Here is a 21,745-nt window from a genome sequence, read left to right as displayed (position 1 = left end):
TGCGCGCACCGTATCGCCGCGTACCGACAAGGAGCGCAGCGGATTGGAGCGAGGGCCCGACAAGGAGCGCAGCGGATTGGAGCGAACACCCGACAAGGCCCGACGAGCCCGGGCGTGGCGACCCGAGGTTGTCGGTGCCGGTACCTACCGTCATCCCCATGGGCCAGCGCAACACCGCCGACGCAGAGCAGCTGGCCCTGCAATTCGATCCCGGCTCCGGCTTCGATGCCGTGTCACTGGCCGACACGACCTTCGTGGTGGTCGATCTGGAGACCACCGGGGGTCGGGCCACCGCGAAGGCGCCGGGCGACGGCTACGACGCCATCACCGAGATCGGCGCGGTCAAGATTCGCGGCGGCCAGGTGCTCGGCGAGCTGGCCACCCTCGTCGATCCCGGCCGTGCCATTCCACCGCAGATCGTCGAACTCACCGGGATCACCACCGCGATGGTGCGCGATGCACCGCGCATCGAATCGGTGCTTCCCGCGTTCCTGGAATTTTCCCGGGGCGCGGTGCTGGTCGCCCACAACGCCGGGTTCGACATCGGGTTCCTGCGCGCCGCGGCCCAACGGGCGGAGCTCGGCTGGCCACGCCCCCCGGTGCTGTGCACGGTGAAACTCGCCCGCCGCGTCCTCACCCGCGACGAGGCACCCAGCGTGAAACTGTCGGCCCTGGCGCGGTTGTTCGGTGCGTCTACGACACCCACCCACCGCGCCCTCGACGACGCCCGCGCCACCGTCGACGTCCTGCACGGGCTGATCGAGCGGGTCGGCAACCAGGGCATCCACACCTTCGCCGACCTGAAGAACTATCTGCCCGACGTCACCCCGGCCCAGCGCCGCAACCGCTCACTGGCCGACCGGCTGCCCAACCGCCCCGGCGTCTATCTGTTTCGCGGCCCGTCCGACGAGGTGCTCTACGTGGGCACCGCGGTCGACTTGCGACGCCGGGTCCGGCAGTACTTCACCGGCGCCGACCCCCGGGCCCGCATGAAAGAGATGGCCTCACTGGCGTGCGTCGTCGACCATGTCGAATGCGCCCACGAGCTGGAGGCCGGTGTCCGCGAGCTGCGACTGCTCGCGGCCCACGCGCCGCCGTACAACCGGCGCTCCAAGTACCCGCAGCGCTGGTGGTGGGTGGCCCTCACCGACGAGGCCTTCCCGAGATTGTCGGCGGTGCGAAACCCTGGGCACCGCACCGCTTTCGGACCGTTCTCGGCCCGGTCCGACGCTGTGCAGTCGGCAGCGCTGCTGGCGAGGTTCACCGGGGTACGCACCTGCACGGCCCGCTTCGGCACGGCAGCCAGCCACCGCTGTCCCGAGGTCGAACTGTCCCCGTGCCCGGCCCCGCAGGACGTCGGGGCCGCGCAGTACGCGGCCTCGGTACAACGTGCCACAGCACTGATCGAAGGCACCGACCACAGTGCGCTGGCGGCCACCCTGACCCATATCGGTGAGGTGGCGGCAGCCCGGCGGTATGAGACCGCGGCCCGGTTGCGCGACCACGCCGCGGTGGCCATCGAGGCGCTGTGGCGGGGGCAGCGGCTGCGCGCCCTGACCGATCTCCCCGAACTCGTGGCCGCCCGCGCCGACGGCAACGGTGGTTGGCATTTCGCGGTGATCCGCCACGGCCAACTGGCCGGGGCGGGGACCGCCGGGCGCGGGGTTCCGCCGATGCCGGTGGTCGACGCGATCTGCGCGGCGGCGCAGGTGATCCTGCCCACCGCAACGCCTTTGGGCGGCGCGCTGGTGGAGGAGACCGCGCTCATCGCTCGGTGGCTGGCCGCGCCCGGGGTCCGCATCGTGCGGACCGACAGCGGCTACGCGACGCCGATCGGTGCGGCGGGCCGCTACGCGGAGTGGGCGGCCGCGGCCCGCTCGGCACGGCTGGCCGCGGCACAGCAGCAGAACTCAGAACTGCAGGCTGAACCGCACCCAACGCGCGAGCAGTTGTTCGGCCGCACCCGAGTCGATCGCCTCGACAGCCCGCGCCAGACCGGACTCCCACGCCGGCACCCACTTGGCGTCGCTGGCTAGCCCGGCATGGGCGACCATGGCTCCTGCTGCGTTGAGCACCACAGCGTCACGCACCGGCCCCTTGGCCCCGCCCAGCACGGCCCGCGCCTCGGCGGCGTTGGCCGTGGCGTCACCGCCGACCAACTCACTGATATCGGCGCGCTTGAAGCCGAACGCCGCGGGGTCGAACTTCAGCCGGTCCACCGTTCCGGCCTGTACGCGCCAGATGGTGCTGGTGGTCGTGGTGGTGAGCTCGTCGAGACCGTCGTCGCCGTGCACCACCAGCACGCTGGAACCACGGGCTGCGTACACCCCGGCCATCACCTCGGCCAGGTCGTCGAATGCGCAGCCGATCAATCCGGCCCGCGGCGCGGCCGGATTGGTGAGGGGTCCGAGCAGATTGAAGACCGTGGGAACGCCGATCTCCCGGCGCACCACCGACGCGTGCCGATACGACGGGTGGAACTGCGGGGCGAAGGCGAACCCGATGCCGACCTGGGCGACACTGCGCGCCACCTCGTCCGGGCCGAGGTCGATCCGCACCCCGAGAGCCTCCAGGGTGTCGGCACCACCCGACAGTGAGGATGCCGCCCGGTTGCCGTGTTTGATCACCGGAACGCCGCAGGCCGCCACCACGATGGCCGCCATGGTCGACAAGTTGACCGTGTTGGCCCCGTCGCCGCCGGTGCCGACGATGTCGACGGTCTCGTGACCGATCTGATCCGTCGGCACCCGACGTGCGTGCGACAGCATGATGTCGGCCAACTCCCCGACCTCCGCCGAGGTGGGTCGCTTCATTTTCATCGCGACGGCGAAGCCGGCGATCTGCGCCGGGGTCGCGACACCGGTCATGATCTGGTCCATGGCCCATCCCGCGTAGCCGTTGGGCAGGCTCTGCTCAGTGGTCAGGCGCCCGAGAATGAGCGGCCAGGACGGCGCCGCCGGGGAACGTGGGGACGACGGTGCCGCCGGCTGGAACTGAGACGAAGATGCAGGAGCCACCGCCGAATGCTATCGCTGCGCGGGTGCGCGCCCCCCGGCCCGGCCAGCACGAAGGCGACACGTTTGAGATGAATTGCTCGACCCGGGTGGAGTTCGACAACTACAAAGCGTCATACTTGCGGATGTGACGAGCGCTGTAGGTACCTCGGGAACGGCAATAACGTCGCGCGTTCATTCGCTGAACAGACCGAATATGGTCAGTGTCGGCACCATCGTGTGGCTTTCCAGTGAACTCATGTTCTTTGCTGGGCTCTTCGCGATGTACTTCACGGCGCGCGCTCAAGCCGGTGGCAACTGGCCGCCCGAGCCGACCGAACTCAATTTGGCCCTTGCCGTTCCGGTGACGCTGGTTCTGATCGCGTCATCCTTCACCTGCCAGATGGGCGTGTTCGCCGCCGAGCGCGGCGACGTGTTCGGGCTGCGCCGGTGGTATGTGATCACGTTCCTGATGGGCCTGTTCTTCGTACTGGGCCAGGGATACGAGTACATCCACCTGGTCGAGCACGGCACCACCATCCCGGGCAGTGCCTACGGATCGGTCTTCTATCTCGCGACCGGTTTCCACGGCCTCCACGTCATCGGCGGACTGGTTGCGTTCATCTTGCTGCTGGCCCGCACGAAGATGAGTAAATTCACGCCCGCACAGGCCACCGCGGCGATCGTCGTCTCGTACTACTGGCACTTCGTCGACATCGTCTGGATTGCGCTGTTCGCCACCATCTACTTCGTCCGCTGATCGGCCGGCCGATGTTCGATTCGATGAGAAGGGGTTCGATGACCAGCAAGTCGCGCCGACGACTGCGCCGACGACTGTCAGCAGGTCTCCTGCTGTTGGTCGGCCTGTCAGTCGCAGGTGGTGTTGCGGCCACGTTGACACCCACACCGCAGGTCGCAGTCGCCGACGAATCTCAGTCGGCGCTGCTGCGTACGGGTAAGCAGCTGTTCGACACGTCGTGCGTTTCCTGCCACGGCGCCAACCTGCAGGGTGTGCCCGATCGCGGGCCCAGCCTGATCGGCACCGGCGAGGCTGCCGTGTACTTCCAGGTGTCGACCGGTCGCATGCCCGCGATGCGCGGTGAGGCCCAGGCACCGTCCAAGCCCGAGCACTTCGACGAGAACCAGATCGACGCTCTCGGTGCCTTCGTTCAGGCCAACGGTGGCGGCCCCACCGTGATCCGCGACGAGCACGGCGGCGTGGCCCAGGAATCGCTGATCGGGTCCGACGTGGCCCGTGGCGGCGACCTGTTCCGGTTGAACTGCGCGTCCTGCCACAACTTCACCGGAAAGGGCGGCGCGCTGTCCTCCGGCAAGTACGCGCCCGACCTCGGTGACACCGAGCCGGCGGCGATCTACACCGCGATGCTGACCGGGCCGCAGAACATGCCCAAGTTCTCCGACCGGCAGCTGTCGCCGGAGGAGAAGCGCGACATCGTCGCCTACGTCCGCGAATCGGCTCAGACGCCCAGCTACGGCGGCTACGGGCTCGGCGGCTTCGGCCCCGCGCCCGAAGGCATGGCGATGTGGATTATCGGAATGGTCGCCGCTATCGGCGTGGCAATGTGGATCGGGGCACGAGCATGACCGATAACACCCCGAAGCTTCCGAACGACGACGAGCTCGCCTCGATGTCGCGTGAGGAGTTGGTCGAGCTCGGCGGCAAGATCGACGGCGTCGAGACCATCTTCAAGGAGCCGCGCTGGCCGGTCCCCGGCACCAAGGCGGAGAAGCGCACCGAGCGGCTGGTCGCGTACTGGCTTCTGCTGGGCGGGCTTTCGGGCCTCGCGCTTCTGGTGATCTTCCTGTTCTGGCCCTGGGAGTACCAGCCTTTCGGCTCGAAGGGTGAGTTCCTCTACTCGCTGGCCACCCCGCTGTACGGCCTCACGTTCGGCCTGTCGATCCTGGCGATCGGTATCGGCGCGGTGCTGTTCCAGAAGAAGTTCATCCCCGAGGAGATCTCGGTCCAGGACCGCCACGACGGGCGCTCCCCCGAGCTGCATCGCAAGACCGTCGCGGCCAACCTGACCGATGCCCTGGAGGGCTCGACGGTCAAGCGCCGCAAGCTGATCGGTTTGTCGCTGGGCATCGGCCTCGGCGCATTCGGTGCCGGCACCCTGGTGGCCTTCATCGGCGGGTTGATCAAGAACCCGTGGAAGCCCGTGGTGCCCACCGCAGATGGTAAGAAGGCCGTGTTGTGGACCTCGGGGTGGACGCCCCGTTTCCACGGCGAGACCATCTACCTGGCTCGCGCGACCGGGCGTCCCGGTTCGTCTCCGTTCGTCAAGATGCGGCCCGAGGATCTCGACGCCGGCGGCATGGAGACGGTCTTCCCCTGGCGCGAGTCGGACGGCGACGGCACCACCGTCGAGTCCGAACACCACCTCACCGAGATCTCGATGGGTGTGCGTAACCCGGTCATGTTGATCCGCATCAAGCCGGCCGACATGCCCCGCGTGGTCAAGCGAAAGGGCCAGGAGAGCTTCAACTTTGGTGAGCTGTTCGCTTACACCAAGGTCTGCTCGCACCTGGGCTGCCCCTCGTCGCTGTACGAGCAGCAGACCTACCGCATCCTGTGCCCGTGCCACCAGTCGCAGTTCGACGCGTTGCACTTCGCCAAGCCCATATTCGGTCCGGCTGCGCGCGCGTTGGCGCAGCTGCCCATCACCATCGACAAAGACGGCTACCTGGTCGCCAACGGCGACTTCGTCGAACCCGTCGGACCGGCATTCTGGGAGCGCAAATCATGAGCCCTGACCTTGCCAAGATCGCTGGCGCACAAGGCGATGCGATCGATTCCCGTTATCACCCGTCGGCAGCGGTGCGCCGGCAGCTGAACAAGGTGTTCCCCACCCACTGGTCCTTCCTGCTGGGTGAGATCGCGCTGTACAGCTTCATCGTGCTGCTGATCACCGGTGTCTGGTTGACGCTGTTCTTCGATCCGTCGATGGCGCACGTCACCTACGACGGTGTGTATCAACCACTTCGCGGTGTGCAGATGTCGCGGGCCTACGAGTCCGCACTCGAGATCAGCTTCGAGGTGCGCGGCGGGTTGTTCGTCCGCCAGATCCACCACTGGGCCGCGCTGATGTTCGCCGCATCGATCATGGTGCACATGGCGCGCATCTTCTTCACCGGCGCGTTCCGCCGCCCGCGTGAGGCCAACTGGGTGATCGGCTCACTGCTGCTCATCCTGGCGATGTTCGAGGGTTACTTCGGTTACTCGCTGCCCGACGACCTGCTGTCCGGCATCGGCCTGCGCGCCGCGCTGTCCTCGATCACTCTGGGCATGCCGATCATCGGAACGTGGCTGCACTGGGCGCTGTTCGGCGGGGACTTCCCCGGCGAGATCCTGATCCCGCGCCTGTACGCGCTGCACATCCTCCTGATCCCGGGCATCATCCTGGCCCTCATCGGTGCGCACATGGCGCTGGTGTGGTTCCAGAAGCACACCCAGTTCCCCGGCCCCGGCCGGACCGAGCACAACGTGGTCGGCGTGCGCGTCATGCCGGTGTTCGCGGTGAAGTCCGGTGCGTTCTTCGCGATGATCACCGGTGTGCTCGGCCTGATGGGCGGCCTGCTGACGATCAACCCGATCTGGCAACTGGGTCCCTACAAGCCCTCGCAGATCTCGGCGGGTAGCCAGCCCGACTTCTACATGATGTGGACCGAAGGCCTGGCGCGTATCTGGCCGGCCTGGGAGTTCTACCCGTTCGGCCACACCATCCCCGCGGTGGTCTGGGTCGCGTTGATCATGGGCGGTGTCTTCGGCCTGCTGATCGCCTACCCCTTCATCGAGCGGAAGGTCACCGGCGACGACGCGCACCACAACCTGCTGCAGCGTCCGCGCGACGTACCGGTGCGAACTGCGATCGGCGCCATGGCGATTGCGTTCTACATGGTGCTGACCCTGGCCGCGATGAACGACATCATCGCGCTCAAGTTCCACATCTCGCTGAACGCGACCACGTGGATCGGCCGTATCGGCATGGTGGTGCTTCCGGCCATCGTGTATTTCATCGCCTACCGGTGGGCCATCTCGTTGCAGCGCAGCGACCGCGCGGTGCTGGAGCACGGCATCGAGACCGGCATCATCAAGCGTCTGCCGCACGGTGCCTACGTGGAGCTGCACCAGCCGCTGGGACCGGTCGACGATCATGGTCACCCGATCCCGCTGGAGTACCAGGGTGCTGCCCTGCCGAAACGGATGAACAAGCTCGGTTCGGCCGGCTCACCCGGCACCGGCAGCTTCTTGTTCGCCGATCCGGCGGTCGAGCACGACGCGCTCACCGAGGCTGCGCACGCCTCCGAGCACAAGGCCCTGACCGCTCTGCGCGAGCAGCAGGACCGAAACGGCAACGGGGAGACCAACGGTCACCACTGACCACTCCCCTACCCCGAACAATCGCCGCAACTCTCTCCGGAGGGTTGCGGCGATTGTCGTATGTGGCGGTGGTGTTGGGCTGACGGTCATCGAGATTGCAGGCAGGGACCAATCCGACGCCGATGTTGTCCCTGCCCGCAACCTCGGTGCGGCGGTGCGGCTCGTCGAGGTGACTCGGGGGGCGATTTGGGTGGCCGGCAGCTCTCCATGCTGCAACTCAGGAGGACACCCGCCGCCTGTGCAACCCCGGGAAGCCCGGAAGCCGCGTGCCGAGGATCAGATCAGCTGAAGACTCAGCGCGAGGAGGTATCCAGCTGCCGCACCGCGACGATCGGCAGCGCGATGATGCCCGCGGTGACCACACCGGCCAGGCCGTAGAGGCACCAGGCCGCCACGTCACTGCCCGTCGCCATCAGATAGGTGGCCAGCCCGACGGCCGCCGCCCCCAGTCCGATGGCGCAGGCGGTGGCCAAAATGAACCGGCGCCACACCGCCTCGGCCGCGCCGGCGGCGCCGTTGCCGGCGCTGTAGCGGCTCATCGCGACCGGTGCCGCCCGGTAGCTGCCCCCGATCGGGCGTGGTGAGCGGGCCGGAGGCTGGGGCCGCCGTCCGGGCTGGCGATTGTCGGCCTGGGCTCGGGCGCGCAGCAACAGCGGCACCGCCCCGGCGATCACCAACACGGACAGGCCGATCACGGTGTACAGCACCCAGGGAATGTCAGCGCTCTCGGAGCCTTGCGGATGACTGCGGCCGAGGTCCACCAGGGCCACGACGGCCGCCACCCCGGCACCCAGCGCGGCGAGCCACACCGCGGCGCACGCGCCCAGCAAAACCCGGTCGGTGTTGTCGAGTTCGCTGAGGGGCCCGGACATCAGCAGGCAGTCTGCGCGGAGTTGTTGGCGTTGGACGAGAGCACCGTGCCGTCGCTGGCCGTGATCGAGCAGTTCAGTCGGCTGACGAGGAACAGGCTGGACGCCTCGACCGATCCCACATCAGAGTTGGAGATCGGCGTCATGGTGAAGGTCCACGGGATGTAGACGTTGCGCAGGGTGCGCCGGTTTCCGTTCCCGTCGACATAGGTGATCGTGATGATGTCGCCCGGCGCCTTGGTACCCGTGACCGAATAGGTGACCTGACGCGGTCCGGCATGCGTCGTGGTGGTGGTCGGCGGCGCTGATGTGCCCGGGGCCGGCGGGGGCGCCTCATTGGTCGGCGCGGGCGCGGGCGGTGGCGGCTCGGTAACCGTCACGGTCTCCGGCGGCGGCGGAGGCGGTAGCTCCTCCGAGGTCGGAGGGGGCGGTGGCGGCGGAGGTGGAGTCGTCGTCGTGATCTCGTCCTGCACCGGCGGCGCCGACGTGGTGGTACTCGGCTTCGGGGTCGCCAGGTTGGCGGTGTCGTCGTCGCGTGTCACCAGGACGGCCACCGAAGCCACCAGGGCGACCGCGGCGATGATGGCGGTGACGCCGACCACCCACGGCCAGCGCGGCGGCGGGGCGGTGTCGACGAGTTCGGTCGCCGGGTCGTAGTCGTCGTAGTCGTAGAGCGCCACCTCGGCGGGCACGTAGGGCCCGCTGGTGAACTGTTCCGACTCCGGCGCGGAGTACGCCTGCGAGTAGAACTCCGTCTCGCCGCCGTCCGCGTCTGCGTCCGCCCCCTGAGTCAGATCCTCGGGTGCGGAATGTTTTCCGGGTTGATCCGGCAAATCAGAACCGGAGGCACCGGGTTCCGGGGGATTCGGCCCGCTCATCTACGCCTATCCTTCTCGACAACTTCACTGCCACGCGGAGCGAAACGGTTCGCTGGTGACAGTGCCCCGGCAACATTACCGAACGAGGTGAAGCCGGCGACTCCGGCGCTGCCGGTGGCGGATGAAGTGACGGCCCGATTGTGACCTTGATCAGGCCACAATCGGCACGTCCGGATGGGTCAGTGCTTCTCAGGACCCCAGTAGTACTCGAAGACCAGGCCGCTGACGGCCGTCAGCACGAAGCAGATGCCTGCCACGATCAGCCAGGGAAGCCACAGGGCTGCGCCCACCGCGGCGACCGAGAAGGACAGCGCGATCAGGATCGGCCACCAGCTGTGGGGCGAGTAAAAGCCCAGTTCTCCGGCGCCGTCACTGATCTCGGCATCTTCGTAGTCTTCGGGGCGGGTGTCGAGACGCCGCGCCACGAAGCGGAAGAACGTGCCGGTGATCAGCGTCAGTCCGGTGGTGAGTACGAGCGCGGTCGTACCGGCCCACTCCACGCCACCGGTGGCGAACATCGCCGTCAAGACGCCGTACACCACCGCCGACAAGGCGAAGAACGCCGTGAGGATCTCGAACAGTCGAGCTTCAATATGCATAGCGTGTAGCCCCTACTTGCTCGCCTGCGGTGCCTGCTCACCGCGTCGGGTATCGAACGGGTGAGTGGTGGTGGCCAGCGGCGGCTGATTGATCGCCGCCAACGCCTCGGCATTGGTCTTACCTGCATTGCGCTGATCGATGTAGGCCTTGAAGTCGTTGGGCTCTACGACCCGGACCTCGAAGTTCATCATCGAGTGGTAGGTACCGCACATCTCTGTGCAGCGCCCGACGAACGCGCCGGTCTGCTCGATCTTGCTGACCTGGAAGATGTGGTCCGAGTGGTTGGCCACCGGCTCGGGCATCACGTCACGCTTGAAGAGGAACTCCGGCACCCAGAAACCGTGGATCACGTCCGCGGAGTTGAGCTGGAACTCGACGCGCTTGCCCACCGGGAGCACCAGCACCGGGATCTCGTCGGAGGTACCCAGAGTCTCGATCTTGTCGAAGTTCAGGTAGGTGCGGTCCTCAGGGTTGAGACCGTGCACCGCGCCGACGCGCTCCTCGCCGTGCGCATCCTTGCCCTCCGGCTTGGACGTCATCGCGGCCTTGCGCGCTGCGTCGACACCGTCATAGTCGAACGTGCCGTCGGCGTAGTCGATCTTCTGGTAGCCGAACTTCCAGTTCCACTGGAAGGCGGTCACGTCGATGACGACCTCAGGGTTCGGGTCCTTGTGCAGCATGCGCTCCTGGACCACCACGGTGAAGTAGAACAGCACCGAGATGATGAGGAACGGGACGACCGTCAGCACCAGCTCCAGCGGCATGTTGTAGCCGAACTGGCGCGGCAGCTCGGTGTCGCCCTTCTTCTTCCGGTGGAATGCACTCGACCAGAAGATCAGAGCCCACACGATGGCGCCCACGACGAACGACGCAATCACGGAGCCGATCCACAGCTCTCGGTTGAGTTTGCCCTCCGGGGTGATTCCGGTCGGCCAACCGAGCGCGAGTGCGTCCTGCCAGCTGCAGCCGCTCAGCAAGAGCGCCGAGCCACCCAGGACAATTGTCAACAACGCCGCTCGGGCCACCTTCTTAAGCCCGCGAGGTGTCACGTTGGCGCCTCCTAGATCGGTATTTCGCGACCGCGACCGGTCGTTGTTTTGCGAATACTACGCAGCGTAGACCACGCCAGTCCACGGGAGCGAAGCGACTCGGGAATGGGATCGCGACGGCGGCGGAGCATCCCGCACCACGGCCCGGGTGGTGGTCTCGGCGAGCCGCCGGATCAGACATACTGGCGCGGTGTGCGGACTGCTCGCGTTGGTAACTGACCCATCGGAATCCTCCCGGGGCGACGTCTCCCCCGACGCCGGATCGCGGCTGGTCGACGCGGTGGCGGGCGCCTCCCACCTGATGCGTCACCGGGGTCCCGACGAGCCCGGCACCTGGGCGGATACGAGCGGCGACGCCACCGTGGTGCTCGGTTTCAACCGGCTGTCGATCATCGACATCGCGCACAGTCACCAGCCGTTGCGCTGGGGGCCCGCCGACGCGCCGGACCGGTACGCGCTCGTCTTCAACGGTGAGATCTACAACTACGTCGAGTTACGCGAAGTGTTGCGTTCCGAACACGGTGCGGTATTTCACACCGACGGCGACGGCGAGGCCATCGTAGCGGCGTATCACTACTGGGGCGTCGACGCGCTGAAGCGGCTGCGCGGCATGTTCGCGTTCGCGATATGGGACACCGTCGAGCGTGAATTGTTCTGCGCCAGGGACCCGTTCGGCATCAAGCCGCTGTTCATGGCCACCGGGCCGGGAGGCACCGCGGTGGGCAGCGAGAAGAAGTGCCTGCTGGACCTGGCCGACCTGCTGGGGCTCGACCTGGGCATCGATGATCGGGCCGTTCAGCACTACACGGTGCTGCAGTACGTGCCCGAACCCGAGACGCTGCACCGCGGTATCCGCCGGCTGGAATCGGGCAGCTACGCGCGGTTGAAGCCTGGTGGCCGCCCCGAGGTGACCCGCTATTTCGTCCCGAAATTCAATGCGGTCCCGTTCGTCAAGGGTGCCGAGCAGTCGCGCTACGACGAGATCACCGCCGCCCTGGAAGATTCCGTCGCCAAGCACATGCGCGCCGATGTGACGGTCGGCGCCTTCCTGTCCGGCGGCATCGACTCGACGGCTACCGCCGCGCTGGCGATGCGCCACAATCCCCGGCTGATCACGTTCACCACAGGCTTCGAGCGGGAGGGATTCTCCGAGGTGGACGTGGCCGTCGCGTCCGCGGAAGCCATCGGCGCCCGGCATGTCACCAAGGTGGTAACCCAGGCGGAGTTCGTCGAGGCGCTGCCCGAGATCGTCTGGTATCTGGACGAACCGGTGGCCGACCCGGCCCTGGTGCCGCTGTTCTTCATCGCCCGCGAGGCCCGCAAGCACGTCAAGGTGGTGCTGTCCGGCGAGGGTGCCGATGAGTTGTTCGGCGGATACACGATCTACCGGGAACCGTTGTCGCTGCGGCCTTTCGACTATCTGCCGCGGCCGGTGCGCAAGTCGCTGGGCAAGGCGTCCAAGCCGCTGCCCGAGGGCATGCGCGGCAAGAGCCTGCTGCACCGCGGTTCGCTGACCTTGGAGGAGCGCTACTACGGCAATGCCCGCAGCTTCTCCGATGAGCAGCTGCGGGCAGTGTTGCCGGGCTTCCGGCCGGAATGGACGCACACCGACGTCACCGCTCCGGTGTACGCCGAATCGCGCGGCGCCGATCCGGTGGCCCGGATGCAGCACATCGACCTGTTCACCTGGCTGCGGGGCGACATCCTGGTCAAGGCCGACAAGATCACCATGGCCAACTCGCTGGAACTGCGGGTGCCGTTCCTGGACCCCGAGGTGTTCGCGGTGGCCTCCCGGCTGCCGGTCGATCAGAAGATCACGCGCTCGACGACCAAGTACGCGCTGCGCCGCGCGCTGGAACCGATCGTGCCGGCCCACGTGCTGAACCGCCCCAAGCTGGGTTTCCCGGTGCCGATCCGGCACTGGCTGCGCGCCGGTGAGCTGATGGACTGGGCGTACGCCATGACGGCGTCATCACAGGCCGGGGCTCATGTCGATCTGGGTGCGGTCCGCACCATGCTCGACGAACACCGCGGCGGCGTCAGCGATCACAGCCGCCGGCTGTGGACGGTGCTGACCTTCATGCTGTGGCATGCCATCTTCGTCGAGCACAGCGTGACCCCGCAGATCAAGGAACCGCACTACCCGGTGCAGCTCTAGGCGGACTCAGAGCTGCACCGGTGAGCCGGAACTGTCAGCCCAGCGCCTTACCGATCTCGGTACCCGCCTCGGCGCCGTAGGCGTCGGTGAGCCGCTGCACTGCCTCGGCCGCGTCCCAGGTCCATTCCTGCGGCCCGGTCGCCTCCAGCACCAGGACCGCGACCAGGGATGCCAGTTGAGCCGAGCGCTCCAGGCTCAATCCGGCGCTGCGGCCCGTCAGGAAGCCCGCCCGGAACGCGTCGCCGATACCGGTGGGGTCGGCCTGATGCTTCTCGGGCACGACGCCGACGTGCACGAACGTGCCGTCCGAGCTGACCAGGTCGACGCCCTTGGCGCCGAGCGTGGTGACGCGCATGCCGATCTGGCTCATCACCTGGGCCTCGCTCCAGCCCGACTTCTGCAGCAGCAGGTCCCACTCGTAGTCGTTGGTGAACAGGTAGGTGGCGCCGTTGATGAGCTTGCGGATCTCCTCGCCGGAGAGCCGGGCCAGCTGCTGGGAGGGGTCGGCCGCGAAGGCCAGGCCGAGCGTGCGGCATTCCTCGGTGTGCAGGAACATCGCCTCGGGGTCGTTGGCGCCGACGATCACCAACTCCGGTTTCCCGGAGCGGGCCACCAGATCGGCCAGCGAGATGTTGCGGGCCTCCGACATGGCTCCGGGGTAGAACGAGGCGATCTGGGCCATGTCCTCATCGGTGGTGCAGACGAAGCGGGCGGTGTAGGCGCTCTCGGAGATCAGCACGCTGCCGCAGTCGACGTTGGCGCCCTCCAGCCAGGCCCGGTATTCACCGAAATCCTGGCCTGCGGCGCCCACCAGGGCGACGTCACCGCCGAGGGTGCCGATCGCGAAGGCCATGTTGCCCGCGACTCCCCCGCGGTGGATCACCAGATCGTCCACCAGGAAGCTCAGCGACACCTTCTGCAGGTGGTCGGCCAGCAGTTGCTCGGAGAATTTGCCCGGGAACCGCATCAGGTGGTCGGTCGCGATGGATCCGGTAACTGCGATGGTCACGTAGTGTCACCCCTCATTTCGTTAAGTCGGCTACATAACAGTACCCGCGCGGGCCTTGTGGCGATCTGCGCGCACGGTCGCACTTCGCGGGTTGCGCTAACCTGCGTGTAACCGTATTCCCGGTCACCGTAGACGGCTGACCCACCTCCAGATCACGCGGGGAGCGTCATTTGATGACTGGTTCCTACCAGTACCCCGAGCACATTCCGCCGCAGTCGTATCCCGAGGCGGTGCCGACCGCACCGTCGGCGTATCCCGGGACACTTCCGCCGCCGGTGCCCTACCCGACGCGGCGGCGCTGGCCGAAGATTCTGGCGGCTCTGCTGGTGGTGGGGGCGCTGGGAGGCGTGCTCACCGCGGTATTGGTCACCGGCCGCCGCGGGGCCGCGGTACCGGTCGTGGTCTCCGACGCGCGGGCTCAGGCTGCAATCCAGGAGTATCTAGACGCGCTGACCGACGGGGACGACGAAACGATCGCGCGGCACACCCTGTGCGGGTTGTACGACGGGGTCAAGGACCGCAAGGCCGATCTCGCGGTGGCCGGTCTGGCCAGCGACGCGTTCCGTAAGCAATTCAGCCAGGTCGAGGTCACTCACATCGACGCGAACGTGCCGTGGTCCACCACGCAGGCACAGGTGCTGTTCACCATGCGGGTCGCGCCGACTGCCGGCTCGGCACGCGGACAACGCCCCACCGGTGACGAACAGCAGGGCGTGGCACAGCTACTGGTGCAGAAGGACGGGAAGAACGAGCAGGTTCTGGTGTGCTCGTATGTGCTGCGCACCGGCGGCCAGTACTGACCGCCGGGCCGTCAGCTCACGTCAGTTGAAGGAGTCGCCGCAGGCGCAGGAGCCGGTGGCGTTCGGGTTGTCGATCGTGAAGCCCTGCTTCTCGATGGAGTCGACGAAGTCGATGGTGGCTCCCTGGATATACGGCGCGCTCATCCGGTCCACGACCAGCTTCACGCCGCCGAATTCTGCGGTGAGGTCGCCGTCGAGGGTGCGGTCATCGAAGAACAGGTTGTAGCGCAGGCCGGCGCAGCCGCCCGGCTGCACCGCGATACGCAGCGCGAGGTCGTCGCGGCCTTCCTGGTCCAGCAGCGCCTTCGCCTTCGTCGCCGCAGCGTCGGACAGGGTCGCACCGTGGGTTTCGGTGGTGGTCGCGTCCTGAACAGTCATAGCTCTCCCTAAAGATCCCGGGGCATCAAGGAAACGCGTGGGTGTACCGCGCGTCTACTACCTCAACGGTACCTTGTTCCGACGCTATTCCCGACTTATCCACAGGCCGGGGCATGTGGCCGGGCCACCTGCGGCGGGCAGTAACCTGGCAGTCGTGAAGCTGCTGGGCCGCAAGAAGGACAACGAAGGCGAACCCGCCGGGACCGACCAGGTCACGAGCGTCGACGGGTCGGCCGGATCAACCGCCGCAGAATCGGCGGCGGGCACCGCCCCCAAGGGCAGGCCGACGCCCAAACGCAACGAAGCCGCCAAGCGCCGCGGGCCGGTCGCGCCCGCCCCGCTGACCTCGGCGGAGGCGCGGCAGCGTCGCAAGGAGCTGCGCGGGCCCAAGCTGTCCAAGGAAGAGCGCAAGATCGAGCGGCTCACCCGCCGCGCGGACATGTCCGACCGCCGCGAGAAGATGATGGCGGGCGATGAGTCCTACCTGCTTCCCCGCGACAAGGGCCCGGTTCGCCGCTACGTCCGCGACGTCGTCGACTCCCGGCGCAATGTGCTGGGCCTCTTCATGCCGGCCGCCCTGGCGATGATCTTCTTCATGCTCGCCCTGCCGTCGCTGAAATTCCAGCAGATCCTGTCGTACGCGATGCTGATCCTGGTGGTCATCATGCTGATCGACGGGTTGCTCGTCGGCCGCAAGGTGAATCAGATGGTGGACGAGAAGTTCCCCGACAACACCGAAAGCGGTTGGAAGCTAGGGCTTTACGCGGCCAGCCGGGCCTCGCAGCTGCGCCGTATGCGGGCGCCGCGCCCTGCGGTCAACCGCGGCGACAAGATCTCTTGATGCCATTCCAGGCGGTCTGAGGAGTGCGCACGCTGGTGCTCGGCGGTATCCGCTCGGGTAAATCGCACTGGGCCGAAACGGCCATCGCCCGCACCGCCGGGGATTCTGCGCCCGTGCGGTACCTGGCCACCGGCCCCGCCGCCGACACCGATCCGTCCTGGGCTGACCGCGTGGGCGCACACCAGGCGCGTCGGCCCGCGCACTGGCAGACCGTGGAAACCGCCGACCTTGCCGCCGACCTGGGCGCCGCCCGGCTCGGGACACCGGGCACCGCCACGCTTGTCGACGACATCGGTGGCTGGCTGACCTCGACCATGGACCGTATCGGCGCCTGGACCGGAGCACCCGTTGCCCCCGAGGTCGACGTACTGGTGCGGGCGGTGGGCGCGTTCACCGCTCCCCTGGTCCTGGTCAGTCCCGAGGTCGGACTTACCGTCGTCCCCGCCACCGAGGCGGGGCGCCGGTTCGCCGACGAACTGGGCACGGTGAACCAGCGCCTGGCCGCGGTGTGCGACCGCGTGGTGCTGGTGGTGGCCGGCCAACCGCTCACGGTGAAGGAGCCGTCATGACGGAATCGGATGCGGCCTTCGCCCCGGTCAGCGCACCGGACGCCGAGGCGGCCGCAGCGGCGCGGGCCCGTCAGAAACGGCTCACCAAACCGCCCGGCTCCCTCGGCCGGCTGGAAGACCTCGCGGTCTGGGCGGCCTCGTGCCAGGGCGTGTGCCCGCCGCGAGCGCTCACCCGGGCCCGCGTGGTGGTCTTTGCGGCCGACCACGGGGTTACCGCCGCGGGGGTTTCGGCGTTCCCGCCCGCGGTGACCGGCCAGATGGTGGCCAACTTCGATGCGGGCGGGGCCGCCATCAACGTGCTCGCCGAGTTGGCCGGAGCCACCGTGCGCGTCGCCGACATCGCCGTCGACTGCGACGAGCCGCTGTCTCCCGCGATCGGTGGCCACAAGATCCGCCGCGGCTCGGGCAACATCGCGGTCGAGGACGCACTGAGCGAAGAGGAAGCGGTCGCGGCAATCTCGGCAGGGCGCCAGATCGCCGACGACGAGATCGACGCGGGGGCAGACCTGCTCATCGCCGGCGATATGGGAATCGGAAATACCACGGCGGCAACAACTTTGGTGGCGGCACTGACCGGCACCGAACCTGTCGTCGTGGTGGGCCGCGGCACCGGCATCGACGACCTGGGCTGGATGCGCAAGGCCGGCGCGGTACGCGACGCGCTGTACCGGGCGCGCACCGTGACCGGCGATCCACTGGGCCTCTTGCGGGTGTGCGGCGGCGCCGACCTGGCCGCGATGGCCGGGTTCCTGGCCCAGGCCGCGGTGCGGCGCACCCCGGTTCTGCTGGACGGCATGGTGGTGACGGCTGCGGCCTTGGTGGCCGAGAACCTGGCGCCGGGTGCGCGGGCGTGGTGGCAGGCCGGCCACCGGTCGACCGAACCGGCCCACACTCTGGCGTTGTCCCAGCTGGGGCTCGAACCGATCATCGACCTCGGCATGCGCCTGGGCGAGGGCACCGGCGCAGCGGTGGCGCTGCCGATCGTGCGGGCGGCGATCGCCACGCTCGCCTCGATGGCCACCTTCGCTGAAGCCGGAATCTCCGAAGAGACATGATGTCCCCCCGCGGCGGAATGTCCGCACTCGGCGGGGCTTTCGCGTTCGGCACGGTGCTACCGGTGAGAACGTCAGCCGGCATCGGCCGTGGGGCGCTCACTGCCCTGCCGCTGGTCGGCCTGGCGCTCGGCGCGCTCGCGGCCGCGGTGGTCGCCGGAGGCCAGTGGGCCTTCGGCACCGGGAGTGCACTGCCCGGCCTACTGGCGGTGGCCGTACTTCTGCTGGGCACCCGTGGGCTGCACATCGACGGCTTCTGCGACACCGTCGACGGTCTGGGGTGTTACGGCCCGCCGGAGCGCGCGCTGGCGGTCATGCGGGACGGTTCGGCCGGGCCGTTCGGCGTCGCCGCGGTGATCGTGGTGATCGGTTGCCAGGCAATGGCATTCGCTCAGCTCCAGGCGGTCGCGATCGTCGTCGCCGTCACCGCCGGCCGGGTGGCGGCGGTGATCGCCTGCCGCCGTTCGGTGCCCGCGGCGGCGGGCAGTTCGCTCGGCGGCGCCGTGGCGGCCAGTCAGCCGATGGCTGTGGTGGCCGCCTGGTTGATCGCGGTGGCTGCGGCGGCCGCGTGGGCGGGCCCACGGATGTGGCAGGGCCCGGTCGTGGTGCTGGTCACGGTGGGCTGTTCGGCTCTGTTGGTAGCCCATTGCGTGCGACGGTTCGGCGGCATCACCGGCGACGTGCTCGGTGCGGCCGTCGAGGTGACGACGACGTTGACTGCCCTCGGCCTGGCGGTCGGCTAGTTCAGCCGGGCCATCCAGCCGTGGGTATCGGCGAAGGTGCCCCGCTGGATCCCGGTCAGGGTGTCGCGCAGCGCCATGGTGATCTCGCCGGGTTGCCCGTCGGCGATGGTGAATTCACCGTCTGCGTATTTCACGTGAGAAACCGGGGTGATCACCGCGGCCGTACCGCAGGCGAACACCTCGGTGATCTCGCCCGCGGCGGCCTTCTTCTGCCATTCGTCGACGTCGATCTTGCGTTCCTCGACCGCGAATCCGGCATCGGTGGCCAACTGCAGCAAGGAATCTCGCGTGATACCCGGCAGCAGCGAGCCGGACAGCTCCGGTGTGACGAGGCGGGCCGATCCGCCGCTGCCGAAGACGAAGAACAGGTTCATCCCGCCCATCTCCTCGACGTAGCGGCGCTCGATCGCGTCGAGCCAAACCACCTGATCGCACCCGTTGTCGGCGGCCTGGGCCTGCGCGAGCAGTGAGGCCGCGTAGTTGCCGCCGAACTTGGCCGCGCCGGTGCCGCCGGGTGAGGCCCGCACGTACTCGTGCGACAGCCACACGCTGACCGGCTTGATGCCGCCCTTGAAGTAGGCACCGGCCGGCGAGCCGATCACCAGGTAGCGGTACTCGTTGGCCGGGCGCACACCCAGGCCCGGCTCGGTGGCGATCACGAACGGCCGCAGGTACAGCGATTCCTCGCCGCCGGCTGCCGGCACCCACTTCTCGTCGACCGCGATGAGCTGGCGCAGCGATTCGATGAACAGGTCCTCGGGAAGTTCGGGGATGGCCAGCCGCCGCGAGGAGGTACCCAGCCGCGCAGCGTTGGACTCCGGCCGGAAGGACACGATCGAGCCGTCCGCCCAGCGGTACGCCTTGAGCCCTTCGAAGACTTCCTGCGCGTAATGCAGCACGATGGCCGAGGGGTCGAGCTCGATCGGCCCGTACGGGATCACCCGCGGATCGTGCCAGCCCTGCCCGGCGGTGTAGTCGATGGCCACCATGTGGTCGGTGTGATACTTGCCGAAACCCGGGTTGGCCAGAACGGATTCGCGTACCGCATCGGTCGCCGGATTCGCGTTGGCTGAAACCGTGAACTCGAGATGGCCGCTAGTCATGCAGCGATTGTATCGCCCGAGCACTAACGTATTTCCCCGCGGGAGCGGGGCCTCAGCGGGTTTTCGGAGCCACGAACGGTGGCTTGACCACTTCGCATTCGACGGCGCGGCCACGCACGTCCACATTCACCCGCTGCCCGTCGGCGACGTCGTGGGCGGTGTCGATGAGCGCCAGGGCGATGCCGACTTTCAGTGACGGCGAAAACGTTCCCGAGGTCGTGATCCCGATCTGGGTGTCCCCGTCGAGCACCGCGAGGTCGGCGCGCAGCACCCCGCGGCCGACGGCCTTGAGCCCGCGCAGCACTCGGGCCGGGCCGGTCTCCTTCTCGGCCAACAACGCCTCGCGCCCCCAGAAGGAGTCCTTCTTCCAGCCGATCGCCCAGCCGCAGCGGGCCTGCAGCGGCGAGATGTCCAGCGACAGCTCGTGGCCGTGCAGCGGGTAACCCATCTCGGTGCGCAGGGTGTCGCGGGCGCCGAGGCCCGCAGGTTCGCCGCCGGCAGCCCGCACCGCCGCGACCAGAGCGTCGAACACCACGCCGGCCCGGTCCCAGGCCGGCAGCAGCTCGTAGCCGTGCTCGCCGGTGTAGCCGGTGCGGCAGACTCGCACGAACACGCCGTCATATTCGGCATCGGCGTAGCCCATGTAGTCCATGTCGGTGGGCAGCCCAAGCGCGTCGAGTACCTCGGCGGATTCCGGCCCCTGCACGGCCAGCACGGCGTAGGAGCGGTGCTCGTCGGTGATGGTCAGCTCTTGCGGGGCGTTCTTCTGCAGTTCGGCAACGACGGCCGCGGTGTTGGCGGCGTTGGGCACCAGGAAGATCTCGTCGTCGGAGACGTAGTAGGCGATCAGGTCGTCCACAACACCGCCTGACTCGGTACAGCAGAGGGTGTACTGCGCCTTGCCCACGCCGATCCGGTTGAGGTCGTTGGTGAGGGCGGAGTTGACGTAGGCCGCCGCCCCCGGACCTTTGACCAGCGCCTTTCCGAGGTGGCTGACGTCGAAGAGGCCCACGGTGTCGCGCGTGGCGTTGTGTTCGGAGACAGTTCCGGCGTAGGACACCGGCATCAGCCATCCACCGAATTCGGCGAAACTGGCTCCCAGTTCGCGATGGCGGTCTTCCAGCGGTCCGTGCAGCAGATCGTCAGTCACGGTTTCACCCTAATCCGCACGCCAGAACGGACCGCCTGATCGGGCCACCGGCTGCACACTTGTCTGGTGGTCGATTTGGATGCACTCGCGGCGGCCGGGATCACCGACGCACACGAGCGCGCCCCGCTCATCGAGTACCTGGACTCTCTCGGGTTCACCGCCGAGCAGATGGTCGAGGCGGAGTCGCGCGGCCGGTTGTTCGGGCTGGCCGGCGATGTCCTGCAGTGGTCGGGGCCGCCGGAATTCTGCCTGGCGGATGTGGCGGCCGAGATCGGCGTTCCGCTCGATGACGTGCAGCGGGCCTGGGCCGCACTGGGCCTCACGGTGGCCGGCTGCGACGTCAAGACTCTGAGCCGGGCCGATCTGGAGACCCTGCGAACGTGGGCGGAGCTGCGGGTACTGGTCGGCGACGCCGAGGCCACCGGCCTGCTTCGCGTGGTGGGCGCGGGTATGGCCCGGCTGGCCGAGGCGCTGTCGTCGATGAGCCGGGCCAACACCCCCGACATCCAACTGGGCATCACCCACGATGAGCTTGTCACCGCCAAGGCCTACCGGGCCGCCGCCGGTTTCATCCCGCGGATCGGGTCGATGGTCGATGCGGTGCACCGCCACCACGTGATGAGTGCGCGCAGCTATTTCGAACATGTGGTGCGCGACGGAACATCCAGCGTCTACTGCGGCATAGGTTTTGCCGATCTGTCGGGATTCACCGCACTCACCCAGATGTTGACCACCACCGAACTCTCGGCACTGCTCAACGAGTTCAGCGCCACCAGTACCGCGGTCGTCCACGCCGCCGGCTGCCGCGTCGTGAAGTTCATCGGGGACGCCATCATGTGGGTCGGCTCCGAACCCGCCGACGTGCTGCAGGTGGCCTTCGACCTCGTCACTCATCCCCGCGCCGCCCAAACCGGCCTGCAGGTGCGGGCCGGTCTCGATTTCGGTGAGATGCTGGCCGTCGGTGGCGATTACTTCGGTAACCCCGCGAATCGGGCAGCCCGACTGGTCGCTGCGGCCGAACCGGCCCAGATCCTGGTCTCCGAGCCGCTGCGCGATCTGCTGCCGACCCGGGCGTTCGCGCCGGTCCGTTCGCTGACGCTGAAGGGTTTCGACGCACCGGTCCCGGCGTATCCGCTCGCCGGACTCTAGGG

At 68.0% G+C, this 21,745-nt stretch carries 20 protein-coding genes and 1 pseudogene; 12 read left to right on the top strand and 9 right to left on the bottom strand.

The window, feature by feature from the left end; translation table 11 throughout:
- Positions 1-158: 158 nt before the first annotated feature.
- A pseudogene (locus ACZY08_RS21895) lies at positions 159-1,973 on the top strand (DEDD exonuclease domain-containing protein); the annotation flags it as partial.
- Here the strand turns inward: ACZY08_RS21895 and trpD are convergent.
- A complete protein-coding gene (gene trpD / locus ACZY08_RS21890) occupies positions 1,911-2,936 on the bottom strand; it encodes an anthranilate phosphoribosyltransferase (protein WP_463746914.1) in 1,026 nt (341 codons plus the stop codon). The pseudogene ACZY08_RS21895 and the gene trpD sit on opposite strands and share 63 nt — an antisense overlap.
- Before the next feature lie 205 nt (positions 2,937-3,141).
- Between trpD and ctaE the strand changes: the two genes are divergently transcribed.
- The 4 genes from ctaE to qcrB are packed head-to-tail and all read left to right on the top strand — an operon-like array spanning position 3,142 to position 7,395.
- A complete protein-coding gene (ctaE, locus tag ACZY08_RS21885) occupies positions 3,142-3,753 on the top strand; it encodes an aa3-type cytochrome oxidase subunit III (RefSeq protein WP_082940089.1) in 612 nt (203 codons plus the stop codon).
- Positions 3,754-3,764: 11 nt separating this feature from the next.
- Positions 3,765-4,598, top strand: coding sequence for a cytochrome bc1 complex diheme cytochrome c subunit (gene qcrC / locus ACZY08_RS21880; protein ID WP_463746723.1), 834 nt, complete (start codon positions 3,765-3,767; stop codon positions 4,596-4,598).
- On the top strand, positions 4,595-5,761 hold the full coding sequence (qcrA, locus tag ACZY08_RS21875; RefSeq protein WP_463746722.1) for a cytochrome bc1 complex Rieske iron-sulfur subunit: 1,167 nt from the start codon (positions 4,595-4,597) through the stop codon (positions 5,759-5,761). Before qcrC ends, qcrA begins: the two co-directional genes overlap by 4 nt.
- Positions 5,758-7,395, top strand: a complete 1,638-nt coding sequence (gene qcrB / locus ACZY08_RS21870) for a cytochrome bc1 complex cytochrome b subunit (protein WP_463746721.1) — start codon at positions 5,758-5,760, stop codon at positions 7,393-7,395. Before qcrA ends, qcrB begins: the two co-directional genes overlap by 4 nt.
- Before the next feature lie 293 nt (positions 7,396-7,688).
- Here qcrB and ACZY08_RS21865 read toward each other — a convergent pair whose 3' ends face one another.
- From ACZY08_RS21865 to ctaC, 4 genes are all read right to left on the bottom strand, one after another.
- Positions 7,689-8,267, bottom strand: a complete 579-nt coding sequence (locus tag ACZY08_RS21865) for a DUF2561 family protein (RefSeq protein WP_463746720.1) — start codon at positions 8,265-8,267, stop codon at positions 7,689-7,691.
- Positions 8,267-9,142 (bottom strand): MmpS family transport accessory protein, encoded by an 876-nt coding sequence (locus ACZY08_RS21860; protein WP_463746719.1) that lies wholly within the window; start codon positions 9,140-9,142, stop codon positions 8,267-8,269. The genes ACZY08_RS21865 and ACZY08_RS21860 overlap by 1 nt, the downstream gene beginning before the upstream one ends.
- A gap of 179 nt (positions 9,143-9,321) precedes the next feature.
- Positions 9,322-9,741: a cytochrome c oxidase subunit 4 gene (locus tag ACZY08_RS21855; protein ID WP_463746718.1), complete on the bottom strand. Its 420-nt coding sequence runs from the start codon at positions 9,739-9,741 to the stop codon at positions 9,322-9,324.
- A gap of 12 nt (positions 9,742-9,753) precedes the next feature.
- Positions 9,754-10,791, bottom strand: a complete 1,038-nt coding sequence (gene ctaC / locus ACZY08_RS21850) for an aa3-type cytochrome oxidase subunit II (protein ID WP_463746717.1) — start codon at positions 10,789-10,791, stop codon at positions 9,754-9,756.
- Between the two features lie 190 nt (positions 10,792-10,981).
- Here ctaC and asnB point away from each other — a divergent pair, with 190 nt between their 5' ends.
- Positions 10,982-12,949 carry an asparagine synthase (glutamine-hydrolyzing) gene (gene asnB, locus ACZY08_RS21845; RefSeq protein ID WP_463746716.1) on the top strand — a complete coding sequence of 656 codons (1,968 nt, stop codon included), beginning with the start codon at positions 10,982-10,984 and terminating at the stop codon, positions 12,947-12,949.
- A gap of 34 nt (positions 12,950-12,983) precedes the next feature.
- Here the strand turns inward: asnB and ACZY08_RS21840 are convergent, their stop codons facing one another.
- Entirely contained in the window at positions 12,984-13,958 is a 975-nt protein-coding gene (locus ACZY08_RS21840; protein WP_463746715.1) for a carbohydrate kinase family protein, read from the bottom strand.
- Positions 13,959-14,131: 173 nt separating this feature from the next.
- Here ACZY08_RS21840 and ACZY08_RS21835 point away from each other — a divergent pair, with 173 nt between their 5' ends.
- Positions 14,132-14,758: an Rv0361 family membrane protein gene (locus ACZY08_RS21835; protein WP_463746714.1), complete on the top strand. Its 627-nt coding sequence runs from the start codon at positions 14,132-14,134 to the stop codon at positions 14,756-14,758.
- Between the two features lie 21 nt (positions 14,759-14,779).
- On the opposite strand, the gene ACZY08_RS21830 is transcribed toward ACZY08_RS21835, so the two are convergent.
- The gene (locus tag ACZY08_RS21830) at positions 14,780-15,136 is read right to left on the bottom strand and encodes a HesB/IscA family protein (RefSeq protein WP_463746713.1); all 357 of its coding nucleotides are present in this window, start codon (positions 15,134-15,136) and stop codon (positions 14,780-14,782) included.
- Positions 15,137-15,290: 154 nt separating this feature from the next.
- Between ACZY08_RS21830 and ACZY08_RS21825 the strand changes: the two genes are divergently transcribed.
- The 4 genes from ACZY08_RS21825 to ACZY08_RS21810 are packed head-to-tail and all read left to right on the top strand — an operon-like array spanning position 15,291 to position 18,341.
- Positions 15,291-15,977 carry a DUF3043 domain-containing protein gene (locus ACZY08_RS21825; RefSeq protein ID WP_463746712.1) on the top strand — a complete coding sequence of 229 codons (687 nt, stop codon included), beginning with the start codon at positions 15,291-15,293 and terminating at the stop codon, positions 15,975-15,977.
- Between the two features lie 23 nt (positions 15,978-16,000).
- Positions 16,001-16,546: a bifunctional adenosylcobinamide kinase/adenosylcobinamide-phosphate guanylyltransferase gene (locus ACZY08_RS21820; protein WP_463746711.1), complete on the top strand. Its 546-nt coding sequence runs from the start codon at positions 16,001-16,003 to the stop codon at positions 16,544-16,546.
- Positions 16,543-17,601, top strand: a complete 1,059-nt coding sequence (gene cobT / locus ACZY08_RS21815) for a nicotinate-nucleotide--dimethylbenzimidazole phosphoribosyltransferase (RefSeq protein WP_463746710.1) — start codon at positions 16,543-16,545, stop codon at positions 17,599-17,601. Before ACZY08_RS21820 ends, cobT begins: the two co-directional genes overlap by 4 nt.
- A gap of 17 nt (positions 17,602-17,618) precedes the next feature.
- On the top strand, positions 17,619-18,341 hold the full coding sequence (locus tag ACZY08_RS21810) for an adenosylcobinamide-GDP ribazoletransferase (protein WP_463746913.1): 723 nt from the start codon (positions 17,619-17,621) through the stop codon (positions 18,339-18,341).
- Here ACZY08_RS21810 and ACZY08_RS21805 read toward each other — a convergent pair.
- A complete protein-coding gene (locus ACZY08_RS21805; RefSeq protein WP_463746709.1) occupies positions 18,338-19,444 on the bottom strand; it encodes a branched-chain amino acid aminotransferase in 1,107 nt (368 codons plus the stop codon). The two genes, ACZY08_RS21810 and ACZY08_RS21805, sit on opposite strands and share 4 nt — an antisense overlap.
- A gap of 52 nt (positions 19,445-19,496) precedes the next feature.
- Positions 19,497-20,594: a glycine cleavage system aminomethyltransferase GcvT gene (gene gcvT / locus ACZY08_RS21800; protein WP_463746708.1), complete on the bottom strand. Its 1,098-nt coding sequence runs from the start codon at positions 20,592-20,594 to the stop codon at positions 19,497-19,499.
- A 66-nt stretch (positions 20,595-20,660) separates the two neighbouring features.
- On the opposite strand from gcvT, the gene ACZY08_RS21795 reads away from it, so the two are divergent.
- Positions 20,661-21,743: an adenylate/guanylate cyclase domain-containing protein gene (locus tag ACZY08_RS21795; RefSeq protein ID WP_463746707.1), complete on the top strand. Its 1,083-nt coding sequence runs from the start codon at positions 20,661-20,663 to the stop codon at positions 21,741-21,743.
- Positions 21,744-21,745: the final 2 nt, after the last annotated feature.

It is taken from the genome of Mycobacterium sp. IDUB_9, assembly GCF_055419505.1.
This window is presented reverse-complemented; position numbering and strand designations above follow the sequence as displayed.

Coding starts and splice junctions, on each gene's coding strand:
- qcrC (WP_463746723.1), top strand. CDS start 3,765: ATGTTCGATTCGATGAGAAGGGGTTCGATGACCAGCAAGTCGCGCCGA.
- qcrA (WP_463746722.1), top strand. CDS start 4,595: ATGACCGATAACACCCCGAAGCTTCCGAACGACGACGAGCTCGCCTCG.
- qcrB (WP_463746721.1), top strand. CDS start 5,758: ATGAGCCCTGACCTTGCCAAGATCGCTGGCGCACAAGGCGATGCGATC.
- ACZY08_RS21865 (WP_463746720.1), bottom strand. CDS start 8,267: ATGTCCGGGCCCCTCAGCGAACTCGACAACACCGACCGGGTTTTGCTG.
- ACZY08_RS21860 (WP_463746719.1), bottom strand. CDS start 9,142: ATGAGCGGGCCGAATCCCCCGGAACCCGGTGCCTCCGGTTCTGATTTG.
- ACZY08_RS21855 (WP_463746718.1), bottom strand. CDS start 9,741: ATGCATATTGAAGCTCGACTGTTCGAGATCCTCACGGCGTTCTTCGCC.
- ACZY08_RS21835 (WP_463746714.1), top strand. CDS start 14,132: ATGACTGGTTCCTACCAGTACCCCGAGCACATTCCGCCGCAGTCGTAT.
- ACZY08_RS21830 (WP_463746713.1), bottom strand. CDS start 15,136: ATGACTGTTCAGGACGCGACCACCACCGAAACCCACGGTGCGACCCTG.
- cobT (WP_463746710.1), top strand. CDS start 16,543: ATGACGGAATCGGATGCGGCCTTCGCCCCGGTCAGCGCACCGGACGCC.
- ACZY08_RS21810 (WP_463746913.1), top strand. CDS start 17,619: ATGTCCGCACTCGGCGGGGCTTTCGCGTTCGGCACGGTGCTACCGGTG.
- ACZY08_RS21805 (WP_463746709.1), bottom strand. CDS start 19,444: ATGACTAGCGGCCATCTCGAGTTCACGGTTTCAGCCAACGCGAATCCG.